This is a genomic window from Tahibacter sp., assembly GCF_032229445.1.
Lineage (GTDB): Bacteria > Pseudomonadota > Gammaproteobacteria > Xanthomonadales > Rhodanobacteraceae > Tahibacter.
In genome coordinates this window covers 25910-52215 of sequence record NZ_JAVTWC010000093.1, presented here as the reverse complement: position 1 = coordinate 52215, position 26306 = coordinate 25910, and the positions used below count along the sequence as shown (strand labels likewise).

The 26306-nt window shown below is 67.2% G+C and carries 18 protein-coding genes; 16 read left to right on the top strand and 2 right to left on the bottom strand.

All coding sequences use genetic code 11. From position 1 onward, the window contains the following. The 6 genes from RUU78_RS15805 to RUU78_RS15780 all read left to right on the top strand — a co-directional run bounded on the left by RUU78_RS15805 (position 1) and on the right by RUU78_RS15780 (position 4683). Positions 1-759 carry a hypothetical protein gene (locus RUU78_RS15805; protein ID WP_313918279.1) on the top strand — a complete coding sequence of 253 codons (759 nt, stop codon included), beginning with the start codon at positions 1-3 and terminating at the stop codon, positions 757-759. Positions 760-828: 69 nt separating this feature from the next. Continuing rightward, positions 829-1620 carry a 4'-phosphopantetheinyl transferase superfamily protein gene (locus RUU78_RS15800; RefSeq protein ID WP_313918278.1) on the top strand — a complete coding sequence of 264 codons (792 nt, stop codon included), beginning with the start codon at positions 829-831 and terminating at the stop codon, positions 1618-1620. Positions 1621-1879: 259 nt separating this feature from the next. Further along, a complete protein-coding gene (locus tag RUU78_RS15795; protein WP_313918276.1) occupies positions 1880-2476 on the top strand; it encodes an aldehyde dehydrogenase family protein in 597 nt (198 codons plus the stop codon). A 185-nt stretch (positions 2477-2661) separates the two neighbouring features. Then, on the top strand, positions 2662-3879 hold the full coding sequence (locus RUU78_RS15790; protein ID WP_313918274.1) for a beta-ketoacyl synthase N-terminal-like domain-containing protein: 1218 nt from the start codon (positions 2662-2664) through the stop codon (positions 3877-3879). A gap of 110 nt (positions 3880-3989) precedes the next feature. Next, positions 3990-4265, top strand: a complete 276-nt coding sequence (locus RUU78_RS15785) for an enoyl-CoA hydratase-related protein (protein ID WP_313918272.1) — start codon at positions 3990-3992, stop codon at positions 4263-4265. Between the two features lie 127 nt (positions 4266-4392). Next, positions 4393-4683 carry a hypothetical protein gene (locus RUU78_RS15780; protein WP_313918270.1) on the top strand — a complete coding sequence of 97 codons (291 nt, stop codon included), beginning with the start codon at positions 4393-4395 and terminating at the stop codon, positions 4681-4683. Between the two features lie 446 nt (positions 4684-5129). Here RUU78_RS15780 and RUU78_RS15775 read toward each other — a convergent pair whose 3' ends face one another. After that, positions 5130-6410, bottom strand: a complete 1281-nt coding sequence (locus tag RUU78_RS15775; protein ID WP_313918268.1) for a hypothetical protein — start codon at positions 6408-6410, stop codon at positions 5130-5132. 726 nt (positions 6411-7136) lie between these two features. On the opposite strand from RUU78_RS15775, the gene RUU78_RS15770 reads away from it, so the two are divergent. From RUU78_RS15770 to RUU78_RS15725, 10 genes are all read left to right on the top strand, one after another. Further along, positions 7137-8111, top strand: coding sequence for an acyltransferase domain-containing protein (locus tag RUU78_RS15770; protein ID WP_313918267.1), 975 nt, complete (start codon positions 7137-7139; stop codon positions 8109-8111). 183 nt (positions 8112-8294) lie between these two features. Next, positions 8295-8555 (top strand): hypothetical protein, encoded by a 261-nt coding sequence (locus tag RUU78_RS15765; RefSeq protein ID WP_313918265.1) that lies wholly within the window; start codon positions 8295-8297, stop codon positions 8553-8555. Beyond that, entirely contained in the window at positions 8552-9322 is a 771-nt protein-coding gene (locus RUU78_RS15760; RefSeq protein ID WP_313918263.1) for a 4'-phosphopantetheinyl transferase superfamily protein, read from the top strand. The genes RUU78_RS15765 and RUU78_RS15760 overlap by 4 nt, the downstream gene beginning before the upstream one ends. Positions 9323-9488: 166 nt before the next feature. Continuing rightward, on the top strand, positions 9489-9770 hold the full coding sequence (locus RUU78_RS15755; protein ID WP_313918261.1) for an acyl carrier protein: 282 nt from the start codon (positions 9489-9491) through the stop codon (positions 9768-9770). A 321-nt stretch (positions 9771-10091) separates the two neighbouring features. Then, positions 10092-10604 (top strand): hypothetical protein, encoded by a 513-nt coding sequence (locus RUU78_RS15750; RefSeq protein WP_313918260.1) that lies wholly within the window; start codon positions 10092-10094, stop codon positions 10602-10604. A gap of 434 nt (positions 10605-11038) precedes the next feature. Then, positions 11039-13117: a TonB-dependent copper receptor gene (locus RUU78_RS15745; RefSeq protein ID WP_313918258.1), complete on the top strand. Its 2079-nt coding sequence runs from the start codon at positions 11039-11041 to the stop codon at positions 13115-13117. Between the two features lie 198 nt (positions 13118-13315). Further along, positions 13316-15439, top strand: a complete 2124-nt coding sequence (locus RUU78_RS15740) for a beta-ketoacyl synthase N-terminal-like domain-containing protein (protein ID WP_313918256.1) — start codon at positions 13316-13318, stop codon at positions 15437-15439. Continuing rightward, positions 15436-21882, top strand: a complete 6447-nt coding sequence (locus RUU78_RS15735) for a type I polyketide synthase (RefSeq protein ID WP_313918254.1) — start codon at positions 15436-15438, stop codon at positions 21880-21882. Before RUU78_RS15740 ends, RUU78_RS15735 begins: the two co-directional genes overlap by 4 nt. A gap of 3 nt (positions 21883-21885) precedes the next feature. Beyond that, positions 21886-23529 (top strand): cyclic peptide export ABC transporter, encoded by a 1644-nt coding sequence (locus RUU78_RS15730; protein ID WP_313918252.1) that lies wholly within the window; start codon positions 21886-21888, stop codon positions 23527-23529. A gap of 182 nt (positions 23530-23711) precedes the next feature. Beyond that, positions 23712-24479, top strand: coding sequence for a prohibitin family protein (locus RUU78_RS15725; protein ID WP_313918250.1), 768 nt, complete (start codon positions 23712-23714; stop codon positions 24477-24479). On the opposite strand, the gene asnB is transcribed toward RUU78_RS15725, so the two are convergent. After that, positions 24450-26306, bottom strand: coding sequence for an asparagine synthase (glutamine-hydrolyzing) (asnB, locus tag RUU78_RS15720; RefSeq protein WP_313918248.1), 1857 nt, complete (start codon positions 26304-26306; stop codon positions 24450-24452). The genes RUU78_RS15725 and asnB overlap by 30 nt on opposite strands.

Below are 26306 nucleotides of genomic sequence, written 5' to 3'. Positions count from 1 at the left end.
ATGAACAAGGCAATTGGCGAAACAGATAGCGCGGGTCGGCGTGATTGCCCGGTACTGCTGCGGCGACTGGCTGCAACGGTCCTGCTGCTGGCTTCGGTAGCCTCCGCGGCAGCGGATCCGCCCAAGGCCGCGCCTGCCGCGGTCGCGGCTCCGGCGTCGTCGCCGACGGCTGTCCGGGAGCGGCAGGCGCAATCATCGACCGACGCCGAGTATCGCCTGCCAGGAACCTTGCGGAAGGATCTCTCGCTGGATGACCTGCGTCGCCGCTTTGGCGTGGCCAATGTCACCGTGACGCAGATCGACGGCGCCGAAGGCGAAACCTTCCGCGGGATCGTGCTGTTCCCCGACGACCCTGCGCGGCGCGCCGAGATCTTTCCGCAGGACGACGCAACCCTGAGCGGCATTTCATCGATACGCGTCTCCGGCACCACGTCACGCTGGCAGCTCGACAATGGCCTGCGACTCGGCATGACGCTGGCCGAACTCGTCGCGGCCAACGGCAGGCCCGTGAGCTTCAGCGGCCTTGACTGGGACTACGGCGGCGGCATCCGCGACTGGCACGGCGGCCGCTTCGCCCCGCAAGACCGCAGCACGGTGTTTGTCGCCGTGGGCCTGACCCACGGTGACATCGGCGCAGACGACAGCATCCCGACCGGTGACAGCGAATTCCGCAGCGACGACGCTCGCTATCCGCGGCAGGGCAGGATCCTGTTCGTCGGGCAGCTGATGGTGTCGTTCCTCGAGGCCGATGGAGGCTGACCCGGTGCTGGCGAAACCGCGTGATGCGGGACTCGTTGCGCGCTGGCGCAGTGGCGCGGGGCCTGGCGCATGAGTGAGGAGCTTGCCGCCACCAGCGACGGCGTTGACGTCTGGCTGGCGTTCTACGACGAGATCGACGATGCGGCGCTGCTCGAGCGTCTCGGCACGCTGCTCAGCGCCGAGGAACGCCGGCAGGAAGCATGCTTCCACTTCGCCGACGACCGCAAGCGCTATCGGGTCACGCGCGCGCTGCTGCGCACGACACTGTCGCGCTATGCACCGGTCGCGCCGGAGGACTGGTCGTTTGCGACCAATGCCTATGGTCGCCCGCATATCGCGCAAGCGCATGGCGACGCGGCGGACATTTCCTTCAATCTGTCACATACGCGCGGTCTGATCGCCCTCGCGGTCACGCGTGGCCGGGCCGTCGGCATTGATGTGGAATACCTCACCGTGCGCCAGGTGTCGACCGGTATCGCCGATCGGTTCTTCGCCCCGATCGAGGTCGAGGAACTGGCTGCGACGGCGCCGTCACGGCAGCAGGACCGGTTCTTCGAGTACTGGACCTTCAAGGAGTCCTACATCAAGGCGCGCGGCATGGGCCTGTCGATACCGTTGGACAAATTCAGCTTCTGTTTTCCGCACGAAGCGGCGGTGGAGCTCGCGGTGCAGGCGGAACTCGGCGACGACGCCGCGCGCTGGAATTTCGTCCAGTACCGGCCGACGCGGGACTATCTGCTGGCGCTGTGCGTCGAACGAAGAGAACGCACACGCGCGCTGCCGCGAGTGACCTTGCGCAAGGCCGTGCCCATGGCGCAACCGGAAGACGTCGACCTGCAGGTGCTCAAGATCACCGTGTAGCACGTCGTGGTAGTGCCAAAGTACCCACGATGCATGGGTTCACCTTGTAAATTTGTTAACAATAGGCGATACGGTTCGCCGTCTCGGCAGGGCGGTCCGTTACTACGAGTGCGCCGCAACTCGGGTGCTCGCGCGGTGCTGCATGTGACCAACCTGCCTTTCGGGTCCGCCCATTGCCTTCGGCCTGCTGACCGCGCTGTAGCTCCTGCCCGCGCGCTGGAAGAAGCACGAGCTCTGATCTGTCGATGAATACACGCTCATGAACGCCACAACCGCGATCTCGCCGCAACGTCCGGCCCTGCCGGCCGCGACGGCCGACTTCCTGCAGCGTGCCAAGCAGCTGCTGATCAACAACCGCTGGGTCGATGCCCAGTCTGGCGCGCGCATACCGGTCAAAGATCCGGCGCGCGGCGAAACCATCGTGCAGGTCGCCGCGGCCGCGGCCGCGGCCGCCGATGTGGAGCTCGCCGTCGCCGCGGCGCGCACGGCATTCCGGCGCTGGTCCACGCAGCGGCCGACGTTCCGCGCGCGGCCACTGTTCAAGCTGGCCGACCTGCTTGAGCGCCACGCCGCGGAATTCGCCGAGCTGGAATCGCTGGACGTCGGCAAGCCGCTGATGATCACGCGCATGGTCGCGCCGAACCCGTGCGCTTTGGCTGCTACCTCGTCGACGGCTATGCCGAATTCGCGATCGTCGACAGCGGCGCCGACAACCGCGTCCCGGCAATCTTTTCGTTCCCCCTATTCGACCAAGCCCGGCGGCGCAGGTGTCGGGCTGCTGCTGTGGCGCAAGATCGGCCAAGTGCCACGGGCAGGTGAGACTGGACAATTGCAGCGACGCAACCGGCGCAGCTGAGTGTGCCGCTGTCCCGCTGCGCCCAGCGCGTAGACGCTGGCGCGGAGGTGCGTGCGGTGGCCAGATGGCCGGCGGCGATTTGCACAATGCGATTCCGCGTGTCTTGCCTGTTGCACACGCGATGGCCTTGCTTGCACACTCACCCGCTTTGCCGTGATAGATGCGGCGACCCGCAGGAGCGCACGATGGCCCCGAATCTGGTTGTGACCGGCCTCGGCGTGGTGTCGGCAATCGGGCAGGGCAAGCAGGATTTCACCGCCGCGCTGTTGGCCGGGCGCAGCGCGTTCGGCGTGATGCAACGGCCCGGCCGGCGTCGCGACGACGTACCGGTGCTCGGCGCCGAAATCGCTGAAATCGCCGTGCCACCGTCCATTCCCCGCCAGCTGCTGCGTACGGCCTCGCTGTCGGCGACGGCAGCATTGGCGGTGGTGCAGGAAGCCTGGGATGAAGCAGATCTCGGCCAGCTCGATCCGCAGCGAATCGGTCTGATCGTCGGTGGTTCCAACGTGCAGCAGCGCGAGCTGGTCAACCTGCAGGACAGCTACCGCGAGCGCATCGCGTTCCTGCGGCCGACCTATGCCTTGTCGTTCATGGATTCGGATCTGTGCGGGTTCTGTACCGCGCATTTCGGCATCCATGGACTGGCCTATACCGTCGGTGGCGCATCCGCCAGCGGCCAGCTTGCGGTGATCCAGGCGGCGCAGGCGGTGGTGTCGGGTCAGGTCGACGCCTGCGTCGCCGTCGGCGCGCTGATGGATCTTTCGTACTGGGAATGCCAAGGCTTCCGCGCGATCGGTGCAATGGGTTCGGACCGTTTCGCCACGTCGCCGGAACTGGCCTGCCGTCCGTTCGATCGCGACCACGACGGTTTCATCTACGGCGAATGTTCCGGCGCTATCGTGATCGAGTCGCTACAGTCGAGCCGGCGTCGCACCGCCGCACCGTACGCCACGTTGGCGGGTTGGGGTCTCGCGATGGACGGCAATCGCAATCCGGATCCGTCGCTGCAGGGCGAAACGCGCGCGATCCGTGCCGCGCTCGCGCACGCGGGTTGTCTGGCGACCGCGATCGACTACGTCAACCCGCACGGAACGGGCTCTGTCGTCGGCGACGAGACCGAAACGCGCGCGCTACGCGAATGCGGACTGTCCCATGCGCATCTCAACGCGACCAAGTCCCTGGTCGGTCACGGCCTCAGCGCTGCGGGCACAGTGGAGGTCATCGCAACCCTGCTGCAGATGCGCGCCGGGCGCTTGCATCCGACCAGAAATCTGGATAACCCCATCGACCCGGACCTGCGCTGGGTCGGGCCGGCGGGCGCCGCACAGCAGGTCGCCAATGCGCTGACCTTGAGCATGGGTTTCGGCGGCATGAATACCGCGCTTTGCTGGCAGTCATTGTGAATGATCCGCCGCCACGGCGCGTCGCCGTTTCGCACGAGCAGGTGTGACGTCGGATCAACGCGCCGGTCGCGGCACCCGCGCCGGACTTCGCGCACCTGGAAACCCTCGAGGTGTGTTTCAAGGTATCGGGCTGCCATCTGCAGTTCCACCGGCCAGAGGCGAACTATGCGATCAGCGGCCAGCCGGTGGACGAATGCACGCAGGTGCTCGCTGCCTGCGCGCCATCGGTCGGCGTCGTCGTGTTCAGCGGGTTGCCTGAGGTGTTGTATTTCGCTGTGGATTTCCTCGAGGTGACCGTCGGCTGCGCGCCGGCGTATACCGCCCAGGAAGGACCGTGGCCGATGTGCGACCTCTGGCTGAATGTAGCCAAGGTCCGTTCGTGGTGAATTCCTACGTGCGCGGCAATGCGAATGCCGGCAGTCTCGACTTCATTGGCGCCAGCGATATCGTATTTGCCGACGAGTCGGCCCAGTTCTGTGTGTAGGAACTGCTGTTCGGTCTTGTGCGGCCTGTGTGCTGCCATTCCTGATGCCGCGCATCGGTTTCCAGAAAGCGCGCTACCTGATCTTGAGCGCTCACGCGATAACGGCGAGGAACGTGCTGGACTGGGGACTGGTCGACGCCAGCGATCTACTGCGCATCATTTACCTGTTCGTTGCAGTCGGAGACGTCCACGCCATCTACTTCGGCGCACATTGCCGGCAAATCGAATCCGGCGTCGTCCCACGGCGAGCTGCAGGACATGGTGTTCTTCTGAGCCCTCACGAACTGATCGGTGTACCGAGCCGGCTGCTCAACTGCTGACCTGCACTCGGCACGTCGTTGCTGACACCGATACGCGTCGTGGTATGCGTGTTCCCGGTTCGATATCCACTGGTACTACGCCTTCACCGTCGTCGCCGTGCTCCGCGCCGTCCTGCTGCGCGCGTACTGGCCCAGCTACCGCCCGATTCTGGACGCGTATCCACTGCTTGGCCTTCGGCTGCCGGCTCGCGGGCAGACGCTGGCGCCATGTCGGCCAGTCGGTGTAGCGATCGTCGAGTGAGTGAATGAGCCTTCCAGCGTGAGAGGTGCGCTGGGAGGCTGCTGGCTTCACGATTCCGTGGCCGCCGCTGGTAGAAGATCAATGCATGCACGGCGTCGGACCACACACGAGCGTTGCAGACAGGCCGGACCATCGGCAAGTACGCATCCATTTGGTGGGTCGAGTGTGGCAGCGCTGAAGCTGCGTCGGCTCGCCAGCGGCGGGCTCAGACCCGGCGCGGCCACGGCCGGCGGCGGCCCGGTGGCTGCGCGGAGACGCTCATGAGGCCGGAGCAATCCGTCACGTCGTGCCTGACTTCGGGCAGTTCGTCGAGACGTCGCTGCAGCATCTTGACCTTGAGCGGATCGACCGCGATGACGTTCTGTACCGCCCAGTCGGGGTCGACGGCAATCCGGCGATAGCGCCGTGTCGTCGGTTCGAACAACCAGATGCAACTGCGGTGGATGTCGATCGCGCCGTACAGGCCCGCATCCAGGTGCAGCACGTTCTGCAGCCACTCGCCGAGGTCGGCGCGGCTGGCCGACGGCTCGCAGGCATCGAAGGTCAGCACGTATTTCACGTCGAAATTCGGGCTGAAAAAGATCACCTGGCCGCGACGCGTATCCGTGACCGTGTACTCGCCGTTCCAGCCCGGCTCGAATCCATGGGGGTTGAGCAGGCCGGTCATGACTTCGCGCGCCGAACCGGAGCTGCGATCGACCGTGACCGCGCGGCCATGGTGGAACAGGGTCACGAAGATGCTGTCGTGATGCTGATAGCAGGCATTGTTCAGATGCACGGCGGTCAGGGAGGTCGGCAGGCCGAAGCCGTTCCAGTCGCGCGGATCGTCGACGACGATGAGGTTCGGCGAACGGGGGCCCCCGTCCGGTGTGCCGCGGCGTACGCGCATGCCGGCCGGTGATACGTCGTAGCCGTGGTCCCAGGCGTTCCAGGTCCACGTCAGGTTCTCACTCGCCAGATCGAACTCGATCACGGTGTCAAAACCGGTCGAGACAACGAGCAGGCGCGAGTGGTCGGCCGAGAAATAGACCGAATGCAGCTGCGCAAACCAGGGGTTGCGGTAGACGTGGATGACTTCGGCCTGCACGTCGTAGACGCGTACCTCATCGCCGGCAGCCACAGCCAGGCGCATGCCGGACTGATCCAGGCCGAACGGCTCCTTGACGGGCATCTGCTGCACGAAATTGTTGCGCAGCGCCCAATGGACCAGCAGGCCTTCCCGATACGGGCGCGGTGTGCGTCCGCCGAGGACCTTCATGGGCTGGCCCTCGCGCAGGCGGCTGCGCATGATTCGGTTGAGCGCGCGCTGCTGCTGATGCTTGACCGTGAATACGAGGTCGAGATGGTTGCCCAGGGTCTCGTCCGAGGTGTAGTCGGACAGACGCTGGTATTCGCAGGCGTGTGATCTCATGCGCAGGGTGGACAGCATCTTGCGCCACCACCCCTCGCGGGGAAGCTGGACGGCTCGCAGGACGCGTCTGAGCATGAGGCCTCGCAACTCGCCGATCGGGAATCCTGCGGCAGGCCCGGGCTTAGCGTCGCCCGCAACACCACAGCGATCCAAAAAACAGAAGGCCACAAATCCGCTTTTCCACGAACTCAGGAATGCAGGCATGGCAAAAAACGACTGGCGGCTTCTGGCTGAGCCATCAGGCTCCGTCCGCGACGGAGGCAGCAAGAAGCCGCGTACGACCTAACCCTACACCAGGAATTGCGACAGCGGCAAGCGCGCACTATGCGCCAATGATGCAAAACCTCGTGCGACCATTTGCGGTATTCGCGCTGCGTCGGGTCTGATCCATGTGGCATCCGATCCGTCGCTTGCCGGCCGGACCTAGGCACTGCACCCGCCAGCCGCTACGCTTCCCGAAAAACGTAGCGCCAGAGCAGGACAGCGAATTGCCGCCGGGATGCCTGCGACGATTCCGCTCCGTGCTGTGGCCTGCCTGCGTCAGCCGCCATCATCGATGTTTTCAGAGGAGCCTCGCCCGCGCATGAAGAGGGATGCCATTTCCACCGCCCGCCAGTCACGCCGTGCGCCCGTTGCGCGATTCGATAGTCTGCCGCGATTCGCGCAGCCATCGTCCGTTTGCGGCGCTACGTCGGCGTGGCCGGGTTTGCTGAGCGGGTCGCCGCCCGGCGTGACCAGCGCGCTGCATGCCTGCACCCATACGGGCGGCGTCGAGGCCGCACTGCGGCGGAGGAAGGCTGCGTGAACGCACCCGTCAGACCGCGCATCGTGTTCGTCTTTTCCGGCCAGGGAGCACAGTACTACCAGATGGGCCGGGATCTCTACGAGGCGCACCCGGTTTTCCGGCGAGTGTTCGACGAGGCGGAGACCGTCGTGCAGGAAGCTGCCGGTTTCTCGCTGCTGGGCCGGGTCTTCGGCGCGCCCGCCAGTCAGCCTATGGATGACCTCGCGACCACGCACCCGGCGCTGGTCGCTGTCGGGCTCGCGCTTTACGAAACCCTGCGCAGCGAAGGCGTGACGCCGGACCTGCTGCTGGGCAGCAGCCTCGGCGAGCTCGTCGCCGCCACTGCCGCGGGCTGCTGCACGCCGGCGACGGCACTGCGCTTCGCCGTCGCGCACGCGCGCTGCGTGGTGGAGCATTCGGCAGGCGACGGCGGAATGCTCGCGGTGCTGGGGCCGCTGACGACGTTGCAGCGGCTCGGCGACGGCGGGCGCGAGGCCTATCTCGTCGGGGAAAACTTTCCGGGCCATTTCACGATCTCGGGAAGCAATGCGGTGCTTGCTCGCATCGAGGCCGAGCTTGCCGCTCTGGGCGTCACTTTCGTGCGACTGCCTGTGCGCACCGCTTTTCATTCGCCGCTGGTGCAGGCGTCGACTGCACCATTCCTGGCCGCGTGCAAGCAGTTCGAGTTTGCCTGGACGCCACGCATCCCGCTGGTCTCGACACTGACCACGGGTCGTGTCGGGCGCTTCACGCCCGAGCATTTCGCCGCCGTCGTGGCTGGACCACTGCGGTTCCGCGACACGCTGCTGGCGCTGGAGCGCGAAGGGCCTGCGTATTACGTCGACTGCGGGCCGGCCGGCACGATGGCGACTTTCGTGAAGCACAACCCGGAAGCCAGTGCGCGCTCGCTGCCGTTCCCGATACTGACGCCATTCCGCAATGGACGACGTAACCTCGACAAGCTCATCGACCAGTTGCGAGCGCAGACCTGAGGCCACGAGCCGACTCGTTCTCGGCGCGGCGCCTGGGCCTGCCTTGCGCGCCGTACCGTTGACCGTTGCCGGTGGACCGCTCGCATGCTGTCGTGACAGCATGCGGTACGCGTGCCCAGACCACGAGCGGGCCGCGAGCCGTTCACTTTCCGATGCCCAGCCAGGACGCCGCCGGCGTAGCACATGACCTCGTCGCAGCGTGACCCGATGCCCCGGCCCTCCCTGTTCGAACGCAGGCTGCGCGAGGTTACCGTCGCCGACGCGCGCGGCGGCGCACGCGTACATGGCGCCTTCGGCGAATGGCTGGACGGTGCCGGCGGCGCCTGCGAGCAGGCGAGGAATCTCGGACCGGACGGGCGGCTCAGCACAGTCCGGGCACGCGCAGGGATCGCCGCGATGGTGCGTGCGACTGTCCGCCGTCCAGATGAGCAGGAATCTGCATGAGCCAGCCGCCGGGGTTGAATGCGCCGCTCACGCTGGAGCCCGGCGAGGTCCACGTCTGGTACTGCTGGACCGCCCAGTGCTTGCAGCGTGGCTTGGCCGACTACTACCGTTCCCTCCTGAGCGCCGAGGAAAAGGCGCGCCTGCTGCGTTTCCATTTCGAGTATCTGCAGCACGAGTACCTCGTTACACGCGCGCTGTGTCGCATCACGCTGTCGCGCTATGTGCAGAGGCATCCGGCCGACTGGCGCTTTCGCGTCAATGCCTACGGCAGGCCCGAGATCGACATGCCCGGGGACTTGGCGCCGCTGCGCTTCAATCTTTCCAATGCGCGGTCGCTCGTGGCTTGCGCGATCACGCGCAGCGCCGACGCGGGCGTGGACGTGGAGGAAACGGACCGCCCGGGAGAGACCGTGGGAATCGCGGACCATTTCTTTTCGCCGACCGAAGTGATTGCACTGCAGGCCCAGCCGCCGGAGCGTCAGCGTCAGCGATTCTTCGAGTACTGGACCCTGAAGGAGTCCTACATCAAGGCCCGCGGCATGGGCCTGTCGATACCGCTGGAGCAATTCTCATTCGACCTGGACCAGGGCATTCGCATTCGCTTCGACCCCGCGCTGCAGGACGATCCGGATATCTGGCAGTTCGAATTGCACCAGCCCAGCGCGCAGCACCAACTGGCGATCGGCGTGCGTTGCGGCCCCCGGCCACATGCGATTCATGTGCGCGAGGTCGTGCCGGCACCGGAGCTTCTGGGCGCGGCGCGCTGAGCCGATCGCGTTGGACGGACGTGACGCCGGTACGTGACGCCGGTACGTGATGCCTGGGTGTGCGGGGCAGCGCAGGCGCTGCGTTACTAGCGCAAGCCGGTGAGCTTCAGCCCGGATGATGGCGATAGCCCGCAGCCGGGTATCGCATCGCACTGCGGTTTTGACGATGATGCCGTTCCGTTGGCCATGTGTGGAGAGAACGAACGTGAGTAGCAAGGAAGAGATTTTCAGAATCATCGTCGGGCATGCCCAGGAAGTGGTGCCGGGGCTCGACGCGCATGCGTTCCAGCCGGCCGATTCGCTGCGCGCGCTCGGCGCCAACTCGGTGGACCGCGCCGACATCATCATGATGACGCTGGAATCGCTGGGCGTGCGCATTCCCCTGATCGACCTGGCGAAGGCTGAGAACATCGGTGAACTCGCCGCGCTCATTCATGCGAGAGCGTGAGCCGCTGATGATGGCGGTGTGACGTCGCGGTGGCGGAAAGGCAGGGCAGGGCAGGCCTTCCTTTCGCGTTGCTGGATGGTCCGCATGCTTCGGCGCGCGGCAGCCGATGCCGATGCCGATGGAGTCGGCTGACGCCGTGCGGTTGCAGCCTGGCGTGCTGGACGTCGGCATGCTGCGCCGCCGCGTGCCTGGGGGCGTGACCGGGTATGCGTCAATCGGTCGCAGGGCGCACGACAACCCGACAGGGCACTTCAATGCACTCACACGACTGGCTGGGGCATGTGCGCCGCCAGTCCCCCTGGCCTGATGAGGAGCCTGTCGATGTCGAAGCGATCCGGTGAGTTCAATCTTGGTGTTGCTGGCGTGCTGCTGTTGGCCAGCGTGGTGGCGCAGGCGCAGGTGACTCCCTGCGTGAAAGACGATCTCGGAGCCGTGCCGCCCAAGTACAACGTGGACTTCCCCACCGACATCCAGCCCATCCTCGATGTCGCATGCGCCGGCTGCCATACCGGCGGCGGTACCTCGGGCGGGTTGAACATGAATGTGGGAGCGGCGTTTGGCAATCTGGTCAACGTACCCGCAAACAACAGCGCAGCGAATATGCCGCGCATCACGCCGTTCGATGCGGCAGCGAGCTTTCTGTTCCAGAAGATCAACTGCACCAATCTCAACGAAATTCCGGGTACGCCGTTCGGTCGCCGAATGCCACGTTCCGGTCCTCCCTATCTGAGCGCCGCCAACCAGGCACTCATACTCGACTGGATCGAGCAAGGAGCGCGGGCCGCCCGCGATCCGGACAGGATCTTTGGAAACGGTCATGAAGGCCGGAATTGATCAGCCCCGGCAGCGGCGCATGCCCGCACTACGCGGTGAGAAGACGCTCGCGGCTTGCGCCAGCGCGTTGGATCGCTTCCGAGGCATACGCGAGTACGAGGTAGCGTAGCGATTCGAACATCCCGGTTTCTTGCGCCGCGGCACGTCGTTGTGCCTCGTCACACGGCGAAAGCTATCCGGCATTTCTCGCGCGAAGACTCGTGGGCCGGCACGCCAGCGCTTCCATGGAATTCCTCGGTGAGGACGCAGGCCCTGGGGCGGCGGGCGGATTGTCCGGTGCGTCCTGCAGTGCGTCGATGCGTCCGCGTGACGCTGCGACCGGCAGTCGCTGAGGCATTGGGTCGCAGGCGCGGGGCGTGCGACAACCGGTCACACGCCGGTCTCCGGGGTAGTCGCTACGCTCGCACGCTGCCCGAACCCCAGGAATCCAGGCCATGCGTGTATCGCTCACCACCCACCGTCGCAGCGGGTCGCTCGCGGCCGCCATCATCGCAGTACTCGTGCAGCCGGCCGGTGCGGTCGTCACGGACACGGCCGGCGACGAGTCGACATGGACAGGGGACGCCATCGTCGTCACGGCGATCGCGCCGAGCGGCGCACTGACCGTGGAGACCGATCCCAAGCAGCCGCGCCAGCCGGTACCGGCCAGCGACGGCGCCGACTACCTCAAGACCATTCCCGGTTTCGCCGTGTTGCGCAACGGCGGCACCAACGGTGATCCGGTGCTGCGCGGCATGTTCGGCTCACGCCTAAACCTGCTGACCAACGACGGCACCATGGTCGGCGCGTGTCCGGCACGCATGGACAACGCGCTGTCGTATGTCTCGCCGGAAACCTACGACGCGCTGACCGTCATCAAGGGACCGCAGTCGGTGATCTGGGGACCGGGTGGATCGGCCGGCACCGTGCGTTTCGAGCGGCGCACCGCGCCGTTCACCGACGACTCGGTGCGCGGCAATGCGTCCGCACTGGTGGGTTCGTGGGGCCGGCGCGATGTGGTCGCTGACGTGGCGGTCGGCAATCCGCAGTTCTTTGCGCGCGCTACGGCCAATCGCGCCGAGTCCGACGACTACGAGGACGGCGACGGCAACCGTGTGCCTTCGCGCTGGTACAAATGGAACACCGACGCGACCTTCGGCTGGACACCCGATGCCAACACACGGCTGGAAGCCACGGTCGGTGCCGGCGATGGCGAGGCGCGCTATGCCGGGCGCGGCATGGACGGCTCGCAATTCCGCCGAGAGAGCGCAGGTCTGCGTTTCGAGAAGGATGGATTCGAGGGCGCCCTGCGCCGCGTCGAGGCCAGCGTGTTCTACAACTACGCCGACCACGTCATGGACAACTACACCTTGCGCATGCCGGACATGCACGGCCCCATGCCGATGCCGGTCGCTGCAGACGTCGATCGCCGCACCACGGGTGGCCGCGTCGCCACGCACTGGGAATGGCAGCCGCTGAAACTCATCGTCGGCGCCGATCACCAGCGTAACCAGCACCGAGGACGCAGCGGCATGGGCATTGACACCTATGGTGCCCAGCCGTGGACACCGGATGCACGCTTCAGCAGTACCGGCATTTTTGCCGAAGCGACGATTCCGCTCGATGCGCGCCAGCGCCTCGTCGCCGGCGCCCGCGCCGACCGCGCCACGGCAACTGACCAGCGCCTGACCACAAGCGGAATGATGCCAATGCCGAATCCGACGGCGAACGAGCGCCGCCGCGAAACGCTGGGCTCGGGCTTCGCGCGCTACGAGCGCGAACTGGAGGCGACGCCGCTGGCGCTGTATGCCGGCGTCGGTACCGTCGAGCGCTATCCCGACTACTGGGAACTGTTCTCGGCCGAGATGGCCGCCATGGGCAGCGTCAATCCCTTCCGTGCCGTGCAGCCGGAACGCACGACGCAGCTCGACGTCGGCGCGCAGTACGTTGGCGAGACGGTCAATGCCTGGGCGTCACTGTATGCCGGTCGCGTCGACGACTTCATCCTGTTCCGCTACAGCGAAGGCGGCATGATGGGGCCGATGTCGCAGGTCGAGAACGTCGATGCACGGACGCGCGGCGGTGAACTGGGCGCTGCCTGGCGGGTATCGCCTCACTGGAAGCTGCACGGTTCGCTCGCCTGCACCTGGGCCGAGAACGCCACTGACGAGCGTGCATTGCCGCAGACGCCGCCGCTCGAGGCGCGGCTGAGCGCCGACTACACGCGTGGCGCGTGGTCGTTCGGCAGTCTGTGGCGCATCGTCGCGGCACAGAACCGCGTGGCGATTGATGAGGGCAACGTGGTCGGCCGCGACCTCGGCCCCAGCGCCGGCTTCGGCGTCTTCTCCCTCAACGGCGGCTATCGCTTTGGCGAGGCGATGCGCCTCACGGCCGGCATCGACAACCTGTTCGACCGCCGTTACACGGAACACCTCAATCTCGCGGGCGACGCGGCCTTCGGCTATCCGGCCGACCCGATCCGCATCAACGAACCCGGCCGCATGCTCTGGACCAAGTTCAACGTCACGTTCTGAAGCCGCAGCATTGCGATGGCGTTGAGCCGCTTCTGAACGACAGCGTCTGGCGTCTGACCCTTTGCCAGGTTTTTCTTCGGCAGAGAAAGGCAAAATATCACTATTAGTAAAGCTTTAAAAAATACTTGGCGACCTATTTTCCGCATGCGATGATCCGGCGGCCGGAGCAAGATTCGGTTCGATATCCACCGGGGAACAATGACACAGACGCGGCCAACGGCTGGGCGGGCGTCCGCTACGGCGCAAGTAGGGGATGATCCCGTCGCGATCGTGGCACTGGCCTGCAATTATCCTGGCGCGCCCGATATCGCGGCGCTCTGGCGAATGGCGATCGATGGCCGCAGCGCGATCGGGCCGGCGCCGACGGGGCGCTGGTTCGCAGCGCCGCCGCCGCGTGGCGGCTTTGTCGATGGTTCCTATCCGCAGGCGTTCGACGCACCGTTCTTCGACCTTTCGCCGGCTGAGGCGCTGGCGCTCGATCCGCAGCAGCGGCTGCTGCTCGAAACCGGCTGGCGTGCATTGGAGGAAGCCGGAATAGCGATCGAGCCCGAAGTGGGGAAGCCGATCGGCGTCTTCGTCGCGATCAGCACCACCGACTATCAATGGGCGCAATTGTGGAACCCCGGGGCGGGTCCGGTGGACCCGTTCACCGCGACCGGCCTGTCATTCGCCGCCGCGGCCGGGCGGCTTTCCTACAGCTTCGGCTTCACCGGGCCGAGCATGGCGATCGACACGGCGTGTTCCTCCTCGCTCGTGGCCCTGCATCAGGCGCGCCGCGCCATCCTCAACGGCGAGTGCGAGGCGGCACTGGTCGCGGGGGTGAACGCCTTGCTCACGCCCAATCTGTTCGGCTGCCTGGGCTCGATCAACCTGCTTTCGCCGGACGGCGAGTGCCGCGCCTTCGATAGCGCGGCAAACGGCTATGTCCGCGCCGAAGGGTGCGGCGCAGTAGTGCTCAAGCCGTATTCGGCGGCGCTGCGCGACCGCAATCGTGTCCTCGCGCTGCTGCGCGGCTCGGCAGTCAACCAGGACGGGCGTAGCGCAAGCCTCACGGCGCCGAGCGGCGTGGCGCAGCGCAAGGTGATCGCAGCGGCCCTGGCCGATGCTGGTCTGGCCCCCGGTGATGTCGACTATGTCGAGGCGCATGGCACTGGCACACCGTTGGGCGATGCGATCGAACTCAATGCGCTTGCTGACAGCTATGGTGCAGGCCGCGCGAACCCGCTGCTGATCGGATCGGTCAAGGTCAACATCGGCCATCTCGAGGCCGGGGCCGGGCTTGCGGGTGTGATCAAGGCTGTGCTGGCGCTCGAACACGGAATGGTTCCAGGCCATCCCCGGCTCTCGGCGCCGACTCCGCATCTCGATTGGACGCGCGCGGGCGTCACTGTCCCGACGGTCGCGACGCGCTGGCCGGCGAACGGGCGCGTCCGACGCGCCGGCGTGAGCTCGTTCGGGTTCAGCGGGACCAACGCGCATGTCATCCTGGAGGCCGCACCCGAGCCGCCGCTGCGCAGCGAGGTGACAGGCGCTGATGAGATGAGCGCCGTAGTGCTGCCGATTTCGGCGCGGAGCGCGGTGGCGCTGGCGCAAATCTGCGCGACGATGGCGGATTGGCTGGAGGCCGAGCCGCGCGACTTGCGCGACGTGGCATTCACGCTCGGCGTCGGGCGCAACGCGTTCGGCCATCGGCGTGCCGTGGTCGGGGACGATTCCACCACGCTCGCACGCGCGCTGCGTGGCGAGCCGGCGAAGACGCAGAACGAACAGTTGGCCGCGCTCGCGCGCCACTGGGAGGCGGGCGAGCCGGTCGCTTGGAGCCAGTTGTTCCGCGACGGCACGGCCCGACTGACGGCGCTTCCCGGCCACCCTTTTCATCCGCAGCGCTACTGGCCCGATACGGCGATGCCTGTCGGCAGCGCGGGTAGCGTCCGCGTCGAGGCGCCGCTGCCCGTGGCGCGCTCGGCCTGGTTGGCGCTCGTTGCCGAGCAGGCGCGCACCGCGCTGGGGCAGTCTTCGACCGGGCCGCTCGCACCCGATGTGCCACTGGTCGACCAGGGCTTCACCTCGCTGCTCGGGCTCGAGCTGCGCCGCGCCCTCGAGGCGCGCACCGGACGCCGCCTGCCGGCCGGACTGCTGTACGACTACCCGACGCTCGACCGCATCGCCGGGCTTCTCTCCGGCGGCGCGTCCATACCGGCGCCGCGCCGCGCCGCGCCGGTCGCCGAACCGGCGGCGGACGAAGGCGACTTCGACTTTCTCGACGGATTGTCCGCCGAAGAGCTCGCCGATCTCATTGACCGCGAAGTGGATCGTTTATGACTGACCTGCCCGAAAAGCCCGCGGACACGCTCAAGAAGACCTTCATCGCACTCAAGCGCGCCCAGGCGCGCGTCGAGGCGCTCGAGGCGCGGCGTACCGAACCCGTCGCGATCGTTGGCATCGGCTGCCGGCTCCCCGGCGGCGTCGACAGCCCCGATGCGCTGTGGGATCTGCTTTGCCGCGAGAGCGACACCGCGCGCGCCGTCCCTGCCGATCGCTGGCCGCAAGCCAGCTTCTACAGCCAATCGGCTGACACCTCGGGCCGCACCCACGCGGCGCGCGCGCATTTCCTGGATGGCGACGTCGACGCGTTCGACGCTCCCTTCTTCGGCGTCTCGGTCAAAGAAGCCTTGGCGATGGACCCGCAGCAGCGGCTGCTGCTCGAGCTCGCCTGGGAAGCACTGGAGGACGCCGGGATCGACCCGGCGTCACTCAGTGGTACCCCGACAGGTGTGTTCGTCGGCATTTCGAGCGACGACTACGCCCAGGCACACCGCCATTCGGGCCGGCTCGAGCTGATCGACGGCTATTCGCTCACCGGCACCTGCCTCGCGCCGGCTGCCGGGCGGATGTCCTATACCTTCGGCTTCGAAGGGCCGAGCATGGCGATCGACACGGCGTGCAGTTCATCGCTCGTCGCCGTGCATCTGGCCTGCCAGAGCCTGCGCAGCGGCGAGACCGACGTCGCGCTGGCGGCAGGTGTGAACCTGATCCTCTCGCCGGTATTCCACATCGCCTCGTCCAAACTCGGCACCATCTCGGCGGACGGGCTGTGCAAGACCTTCGACGCCTCGGCCGACGGTTACGGCCGCGGTGAGGGCTGCGGCGTGATCGTGCTCAAGCGGCTCGACGACGCGCGCGCCGACGGCGACCGCATCCTCGCGGTGATTCGCGGGTCGGCCGTCAATCAGGACGGCAAGAGCAACGGGCTGACTGCGCCCAACGGGCTCGCGCAGGAGCGCGTGATCCGCGAAGCGCTAGCTCGCGCGGGGCTCGCGCCCGAGGACATCGGCTACATCGAGGTACATGGCACCGGCACCTCGCTCGGCGATCCGATCGAAGTCGAAGCGATCGGGCGCGTCCAGGGCGGTCGCCCGGCCGATCGCCCGATCGTGCTCGGCACGGTCAAGTCGAACATCGGGCATCTCGAGGCCGCAGCGGGGATAGCGGGTTTGATCCGCGCGGTCGAGATCCTGCGCCGCGGCGAGATTCCAGCGCATCTTCATCTCGACAACCCCAGTCCGCATATCCCCTGGGGCGCCTATCCGTTCGAGGTCCGCACCGAGCGCAAGGCCTGGATCGGCGAAGGACCGCGCCGCGCCGGCGTGAGCTCGTTCGGGTTCAGCGGAACCAACGCGCATGTGATCCTGGAACAGGCACCCAAAGCCGTCCCGGCCGTGGCCGCAGCGGGACCGGTGGTGCTGCCGCTTTCGGCGCGCACCGCAGAGGGACTGGGCGAACTGGCCGCGCGCTGGCGAGACTGGCTCACCACGAGTGATGTCCCGCTGGCTGATGCGGCGGCCACCGCAGCGGCCGGGCGCAGCCATCTCGCGCAGCGGCTGGCGGTGGTCGGCGCGGACACACGCGAAGTCACGGCCGGAATTGCCGCGTTCCTCGACGGTAAGCCGGCGCGCAATCTGGCTACCGGCAGCACCGGCGCACGACCCAGGATCGCCGGACTTTTCACCGGCCAAGGTTCCCAATATCCAGGCATGGGCCGCGATCTCTATGACAGCGAGCCGGTGTTCCGCGCGACGATCGACGCGTGTGATGGCGCGATCGGCGACCGACTCGGCAAGCGGCTGCTCGACCTGCTCTACGGCGCCGACACGAGCGATGCCGAACTGCAGCAGACCGGCTTCGCCCAGCCCGCCATTTTCGCGGTCGAGCTGGCGCTCTATCGGTTGTGGGAAAGCTGGGGCGTCGTGCCGGATTTCGTATGCGGACACAGCATTGGCGAATATGCCGCGGCGCATGTCGCAGGGGTTCTCGGGTTCGAGGACGCGATCGATCTGGTCTGCGCGCGCGGCCGGCTGATGCAGAGCCTGCCGGCGGGCGGTTCGATGGCAGCGGTTTTCGCGAGCGAGAACGTCGTTGCGACGATGCTCGCACCGGGTGCCGGAGTCTCGATCGCGGCCGTGAACACGCCCAACGACGTGGTGGTCTCCGGACCCGAGACGGCAATCGCAGAGCTGGTCGAGCGGCTCGCAGCGCGCGATATCGGCGTGCAGCCCTTGAACGTCTCGCATGCCTTTCACTCCGAGCTGATGCACCCGATCGTGGCCGAGTTCATACGCCTCGCCGAATGTCCGGCGGGAGAAGCGGTGCTGCCATTCTTCTCGACCGTTTCCGCGACGCGCATGACGCCGGACATGCTCGGCGCGCGTTACTGGGGGGAGCAGATCGAGGCGCCGGTGCGCTTCGCGGCGGCCGCGCAGGCATTGGCGGCGGAAGGCGCGACGGTCTTCCTCGAATATGGCCCGGCGGTGGTGCTCGCCGGGCTGGCGCGACAGTCAGTCGAGGGCGAAGGGATCCAATTCCTCGGCTCGCTGCAGCGCGGCGGCAACGGGCGGCGCTCGATGCTTGACAGTCTTGCGCGACTGTACGCCCGAGGCGTCGATCCCGACTGGAAGGCCGTGGTCAAGCCCATGGGTGCCGGGCGCGCCGCGATTCCAACCTATCCGTTCCAGCGCAAGCGCCACTACAGAGCGCCCATCGTCGATGCCGGGCGCCATGCCGGCACGGCTGGTGCGGCCAGTGGCGGACATCCCTATCTCGGCCAGCGCATCCATTCGCGGCTGCTGCCCAAGGGGGCGGTGCTGCACCAGGCACTGTTCACCGCGGACAATCCCGCATTCCTCGTAGAGCACCAGATCTTCGGCAAGATCATCTCGCCAGCCGCAGCGCATCTTTCGATGGCGTTCGCCGCCGCGGGGCACGGCGCGTGCCTGGAGGATGTGTCGTTCACGGCACCGCTCGTGGTCGAGCCCGACGCACCGCGCAACGTACAGCTCTCGATCGAAGGCGACGGCACCAGCTACAGCCTCGCGAGCCAGCTGGCGGACAAGCCCGGCGACGTCTGGACCGTACATTCCGCCGGGCGTATCGGCGCGCCGGCCGCCGCACCCGAGGCGCTCGATCTCGCGGCGATCCGCGCGCGCTGCTCCGGCGCTATGGCGCCCGCCGATTTCTACGCGCTGATCGAGACGCTCGGCTACAAGACCGGCGCGCATTTCCAGTGTATTCGCGAGATCGCCAAGAGCGCGGGCGAAGCGCTGTGCAGGGTCGCCGCGGTCGACCCCATCGATGCGAGGGCGATCCATCCCGGATTGATCGATTCGATGCTGCAGACCGTGCTGCCTGCCTGCGAGAGCGACGCCGCGCACATGCTCGACGGCGAGAGCGTGCTGATCCCACTGCACATGGCGCGTGTGGCGATCCACGGCAGCCTCGATCAGCCGCTGTGGTGCCACAGCCGTGTCAAGGTCGTGGGCGAGCTGGTGAAGGCGCAACTCACCGCATACGACGAAGCCGGCGTGGCCGTACTCGCGATCAGCGACTTCCTGCTCAAACGCACCGACCGTGCGACGCTCTACCAGGAACTCGGCGACGGCGATCGCGCGCTGGTCCATGCGATCGACTGGCAGCCGGTGACGCTGGCCTCACCCGAGGCGGCGCCGGACGGCTGGATCGTATTCTGTGATCGGGACGGCTGGGGCAGGGCCGTCGCCGCGCGTTTGCTTCAGTCGGCCGTGCCCTGCCTCGAGCTGCTGCGCGGCGACACGCAACCGTCCAGGTTCGCCGAAGTCGCGACCGCCTGGGCCGCCCAGCGTGGCGTGGAGCGCGCCAACGTCCTGTTTGCCTGGGGCGCCAGTGCCGATCCCGAGGACGAGACGCGCGCGACACTTTCCGCGCTGCTGCCCGCCGTGCAGGCCCTCGGCAGCGGGACCATGCCGCTCCAGGCACGTCTGTGGCTGCTCAGCCGGCAGGTCCAGCAGGTCGTGCCCGAGGATGGCAGCGCCGCTCTGCCGATGCTCGACGGCGCGGCGCTATGGGGCATCGGCCGCGCGATCGCCACCGAGATGCCCCATATCTGGGGCGGACTGCTCGATGTCGAAACCAAGCCGAGCGACGCTGCCGCGGCGGCGGTCATCGCCGCGGTAGTGAGTCCCGTGGGCGAGGATCAGCTTGCCATCCGCCGCAACGGCCAGTGTTTCGCCGCACGGCTGGTACCCGCCGCGCCGGCCCCGGTGTTGCCCGAACTCGGCGATAGCGAACGCTTCAGGCTCGACAAGGGGCCGCGGCGCACGCTCGACGATTTGCGTTTCGAACGGCTCGCGCGCAGTGTCCCGCGTGCCGGCGAAGTCGAGATCGAAGTGCTCGCCGCGGGGCTCAATTTTCGCGACGTGCTCAACGCACTTGGCCAATATCCGGGCGAAGCCGGGTTGCTCGGCTTCGAGGCCGTGGGACGCGTGACTGCGTTCGGACCCGACGTCGCCGGGCTGGCGATCGGCGACAGCGTGATTGCGCTCGCCGCGCCGGGCTGTATCGGCAGCCATGTAACGGTCAGGCGCGCGCTGGTGGTGCGCAAGCCCGAGGCGCTGAGCGCCGCCGAGGCCGTGGCTCTGCCAGCGGCGCTGCTCACCGCCTACTACGCGCTCCATCATCTCGGCGGGATCAGGGCGGGCGACCGGGTGCTCATCCATGCCGCGGCAGGCGGCGTCGGCATGGCGGCAGTGCAGCTCGCGCTCGCCGCCGGGGCTGAAGTATTCGCCACCGCCGGCGCGCCCGAGAAGCAGCAGTTCGTGCGCGACATGGGCGTTGCGCATGTGATGAGTTCGCGCACGCTCGACTTCGCCGACCGCATCCGCGCGATCACCGGCGGTCGGGGCGTCGACATGGTGCTCAATTCGCTCAGCGGCGACTTCATTGCCGAGAGCTTCGGCGTGCTCGCCGCGGGCGGTCGCTTCCTCGAAATGGGCAAGATCGGTATCTGGGACGAGGCGCGTGTGCGCGCGCACGATTCGAGCTGGGTCTATCGCCCGTTCGATCTCGCGGCGGTTGCGCAGGAAGATCCGGCGACACTCGTGGCAATGTTCGAGAGGCTGCTCGAGGAAGTCGCGGCCGGCCGGCTCGTACCCTTGCCAGTCACGGTCTTCCCAATGGCCGATGCCGAGCAGGCGTTCCGCTTCATGGCGCAGGCGCGCCATATCGGAAAGATCGTTCTCAGCCGCGAGGACGAGTCGCGTCGGATGCGCTTCGCGGCGCGGGGCGTGCGTGGCGATGCGCATTATCTGATCACCGGCGGGCTCGGAGCGCTCGGGTTGCGCGTGGCGCGGCGAATGGTCGAGGAGGGCGCGCGGCACCTGGTGCTCAGCGGCCGTCGCAGCCCGGGCGAGTCGGCGCGCGCGGCGATCGCCGAGTTCGAAGCGGCCGGGGCGCGCGTGACGATCGTCGAGGGAGACGTTGCATTGGCCGTCGACGCGGCACGGATGGTCGCCGCCGCGTCCGATCCGCCGCTCGCTGGCGTGGTCCACGCCGCTGGCCTGCTCGAGGACGGGATGATCGCCGATCTCGATGCCGGCCGACTGGCGCGCATCCTGGCGCCCAAGGTTGCGGGCGCGTGGAACCTGCACCGCGCGACCGCGAAGCTCGACCTCGATTTCTTCCTGCTCTTTTCGTCGGTCGCGGCGATCATCGGCAACCTCGGCCAGGGCGCCTATGCCGCGGGCAACGCCTTTCTCGATGGCCTTGCCATCTGGCGCCGCCGGCGCGGGCTGGCGGGGACCAGCCTCAACTGGGGACCTTGGGCCGAAGCCGGCATGGCGGCGGCGCTGGAGAACGACCGTTTCGCCGCGATGGGCATTCGCCAGCTCGCTCCCACGCAGGGGCTGCGCACGATGATGCGCCTGATCGGCGAGTCGCCAGCGCAGGCGGTGGTGGCGGACATCGACTGGGCGGCCTATGGCAGGGCGCAGGGGATCGGTGGCGGCAGCGGACTTTTCGCCTCCGTCGTCGGCATGCCGGAGGCCGGCGCGGCCGCGCTCGCCGAGGTGGCCGTCTCGCGCGACATCCTGGCCGAGCTAGGGGCCTCGCTCCCTGCGCAACGCGAGGGACTGATGCGGTCCTATCTGCAGGAACTGGCGCGCCAGACGCTCGGCTATGGCCATGGCGAGACGATCGCCCCGGACAAGCCGCTCGCCGAGCAGGGCTTTGACAGCCTCATGTCGGTCGAGATGCGCAATCGCCTCAATCGCGCACTGGGGCGCACGCTTCCGGCATCGTTGCTGTTCGACTACCCGACGCTCGACCGGATCGGCCGGCACCTGCTCGACAGCGCGCTGCCGCCGGAGGCTACGGTCTCCGCGCCGAGCGTGGCCGACATCCTCGACGAGATCGATAGCCTCATCGGGCAATCGCGGGTGCAGACCGTGGCGGAATAGCCGGTGCCGCGCATCCTTTTATCGCTGCTCGCGCGCGAGACCGGCGACATCCGACGCGATCTGCTCGTCGCGCTGCTGATTTCGGCCGCAGCGAACACCGGCATCCTGGTCATCATCAACCAGGCCTCCGCCTCGGCCGCCGAGGGTGTGGGCGATCTGCGCCTGCTCAGCATGTTCATCGTGGCGATGGCGCTCTACGTGGTCGGGCTGCGTTTCACCTTCGGCGTGGCGACGCACGCGATCGAGAGCATGCTCGCGCAGATTCGCCAGCGCATCATGCGGGGCATCGCGCATGCCGACCTGCTTACGCTGCGCCAGTTGCGCGAGGGACGCATCCTCCAATCGATCGCGCAGGACACCGTCGTCATTTCCGAATCGCAGGGGCTGTTGGTTGCGGCCGTGCACTCCGCGCTGATGGTGGCGATGACCGGCGTCTATGTGCTCACCGTGTCGTGGCCGGCCTTCCTGATCGTGGTCGCGGTGATCGCCGCCGGCGCCTTGCTCTATCTCGCCGGCGCCAAAGAACTCGACCAGCTCGCGACGCGCAGTTCGGGGCTCGAAGCCGGTTTCCTCGGCAAGATGAACGACATGGTCAAGGGGCTGCAGGAAGTGAAACTGAGCACGGCACGGCGCCAGGCGGTGCTCAGTGAGCTCGACGACGTCGGCCACGAGCTGTGCGAAGTGAAGGTGCGCACCACCAGTCTGTACAACGCGAATGCGATCTTCTCGCAGACCTTCTTCTACGCCCTGCTCGCCGTGATCGTGTTCGTGCTTCCTGCGCTGATCGACAATTTTGCGCCGCAGGCGCCGAAGCTGCTCTCCGCGGTGCTGTTCATCTTCGGGCCGCTGTCGACACTGATCACGGCGATCCCCTCGATCGGCCGCGCCGATCACGCGGCGGCATCGCTGCTGGCGCTCGAAGACGAGATCGGGCGCGCCGCGGCGTCGCGACCGACGCCGGGGCCGGCGCCCAGACCGCTGCCGATGACCCAGGCGATCGAGTGCCGCGACCTCGAGTTCCACTATCCCGGCGTTACGGGCGAAATGTTCGGCATCGGCCCGATCAACCTGAAGCTGACCCAAGGCGAGATCGTGATGTTTGTCGGCGGCAACGGCAGCGGCAAGACCACGCTGCTCAAGGTGATCGCGGGTCTCTACAAGCCCAGCGCCGGCCAACTGCTGTTCGATGGAAAGCCTGTGCCCGAAAACGCAGAGCAACGGCAGCGCGAGATGTTCGGCGCGATCTTTAGCGATTTCCACCTGTTCCCCAAGCTCTACGGCATCGAGGCAGACGATGCGGCGATCGCCACCGAACTCGAAGCGATGGGGCTGACCGACAAGCTCAGCTATTCCGATACAGGCTTCTCGACGCGTGACCTGTCGACCGGCCAGCGCAAGCGCGTGGCCATGGTCGTCGCCCTGCTCGAGAACCGATCGATCCTGATCTTCGATGAATGGGCCGCCGAGCAGGACCCCGAGTTCCGCGCGCATTTCTACGAGGAGTTGTTGCCGATGCTGAAGGCGAAGGGCAAGACGGTGCTCGTCGCCACGCATGACGACCGCTATTTCGGCATCGCCGACATGGTGGTGAAAATGGAGCTGGGTCGCCTCGTGTCGACGCAGCGGCAACGAAATGCCACGTCATGAAACAGCCCTTGCCGAGGTCGCCCGGCGCGTTCCAGATCCCGGAGAACAACGTGTCCGACGAAGTACTGCCGCCGCGCGCGTCCACTGGCGAAACCCGCGTCGATACGGGGGCCGCCGCCTATCTGGGTATGTCCAGACGCCGCTTCCGCCTCTGGGTGGGCGGATTGCTCGCTGCACTGCTCATGCTGCTGCTGTGGAACCACATCTTCATTCCGGTCGGATCGGGCGAATCGGGCGTGCTCTGGTCGCGCCTCGGCGGCGGCACGATACTGGACAGGCGCTTTGGTGAGGGCTATTGGGTGATCTGGCCGTGGGACCGGATGGCGGTGTATGACCTGCGCTACCAGGAAATGCATGGCAAGGCCGATGTGCTGACCAGCGACGGGCTGCATGTGGCGATGGACGTGACCATTCGCTATCGCCCTCGCGCCGATGACCTGACGAAGCTGCACCAGTCCGTGGGTCCGCGGTACCGCGAGATCGCCCTGTGGCCCGACACCATCGCCGCGCTCCAGCAGGCCGTGAACCGATTGAAGCCCGAGGAACTGGCTGTGCCCGGCGAGACCGACCTGGCGCAGCGCGTCGAGGCGGCGGCGCGGCGCTCGGTCGAGCGGCTGGGAGTCGATCTCGATCGCGTGCTGATCACGCGCGTCATGTTGCCGGAGCGCGTGCAGGCACAGATCCAGGAGAAGCTGGCTGACGAGCAGAAAGTGCTCTCCGCGACCCTGAGGCGCCAGACCTGGTCGATCGAGGCCGAGGGTGCGCGCGAGTTCGAAGCCCGCACCGGCACCGCGCTGGTCAGATGGCGCAGCGTCGATGCGCTGGAGAAGCTCGCGCTATCGCCCAATGCCAAGGTGGTGGTGCTGGGCGGCGGCAAGGATATGCCCTTCGTGCTCGATCCCGGGTCGGTCGAGCCCCGATCAGCCGAGACCAAAGGCGTCCAGAAATAGCCCGCAGGTCAGGACGAGCATCAGCACATCGGTGTCGAAGGTCGCGTTGGGGCGCTCGCCGCCCGCGAGCTGGCGCGCGCGCAGCCGCTGCACCGTATCCGCGTCGAAAATGTTCTGCCGCCGGATCGTGGCGGGCGAAAGCAGTTCCTCGACCCAGGGGATGCGCTGCTGGAGCAGATAGGCAGCGCCGGGCGCCACGAATCCGAACTTCTCGCGCCGCGCCAGCTCAGATGGCAAGTGGCGCTGCGCGACCTGGCGCAGCAGCCATTTCTCGGTGCCGTCCCGCACCAGCAGTCCGGGCGGAACGTGCGTCATGAACTCGATCAGCTCGGCATCGAGGAACGGATAGCGCGCCTCGACCGAATGCGCATAGGTGACGCGGTCGCCATGATCGGCGAGCAGGTGATCGGCCATGCGCAGCTTGAAATCGGCGTAGGAGCGCTGGTGGAGCCGGTGGCGCCCGATCATCCGCGCATGATCGACCGCGGGCTCGCGCGTCGCGTCGAAGTCGGCGAGACGCGCGGCGACGTCGGCGCTGTACAGGCCGGCCTTGATCTCGCGGAACAGCGCATAGTCGCGTTCGTAAAAGAAGCCCGGATCGCCCCACAGCTCGCCGCGCAACTCGTCTTCGAGCATCGCTTCCAGCCCGTCGGCCACGCCGCGCGGCTCGCCGGCGGCGTCGAGTCGATAGCCGACATAACCGCCGAACAATTCGTCGGCGCCTTCGCCGGTCAGTACCACCTTGTGCCCGCTGTCGCGCACCCGCTGCGATAGCGCGAGCGAGCAGGTGTCATACGATTCCTTGAGTGGCGCCTCGGCGGCGACTACGGCGTCGCGCAGCCGGCGCGCGATCTCGTCGGCCGAGAATTCGATCTCGTGATGGATCGTGCCGAGCGCCGTTGCCATGGCCCGCTGCGAGGCGCGCTCGTCGATCGCGGCATCGGGAAAGGTGATCGAGAAACTGTGAAACACCTGATCGGGCGCAGCCTTGCGCGCCAGCGCGCCGATCAGGCTCGAATCCAGCCCGCCGCTGAGATAGAGCCCGACCGGAACGTCCGCCGCGAGCCGGCGCTCGACCGCCGCGCGCAGCAACACGTCGAGTCGCTCGACATGGTCGTGTGCATCGGTGGGCACGGGCGCCTGGGTGGTGGGGTAGACCAGGTCCCAGTATTGGCGCAGCCGCGTGCCCGTCGTATCGGCGATCAGCAGATGTCCCGGCGGCAGCGCATCCACACCGTCGAACATCGTGGTCGGGCTGCGCATGCCGGGAAAGGTCAGGATCTGGTCGAGCGCGCGCAGGTTGAGGCGGCGCTCGACTCCCGGATGTGTGAGCAGCGCCTTGATTTCGGAGCCGAACAGCAGCGTGTCGCCCACGCGTGTGTGGAACAGCGGCGCGATCCCCGTCTGGTCGCGGCCGAGGACCAGCCGGTGCGCGCGCGCGTCATAGAGCGCGAAGGCGAACTGGCCGTTAAGCCGGTTGGCGAAATCGAGCCCGTACTCCTCGTACAGATGCACCACCACTTCGACATCGCAGCGCGTGCGGAAGCGATGGCCGCGCGCCTCCAGTCCGGCGCGCAGCTCGCGGTGGTTGTAGATCTCGCCATTGACGATCGAGACGATCTCGCCCGTCGCGTTGCTGTGCGGCTGATTGCCGGTCGCCAGATCGATGATCGACAGGCGAGTGAACCCCATCGCCACGCCAGGCGCGGCGAAATCGCCGCCCTCGTCGGGACCGCGGTGGCGCAGCGCCGCCGCCATGGCGGCGCACGCGGCGCTCTGCGCTGGTCGCGAACGATCGGCGCTGAAGATTCCGGCAATGCCACACAC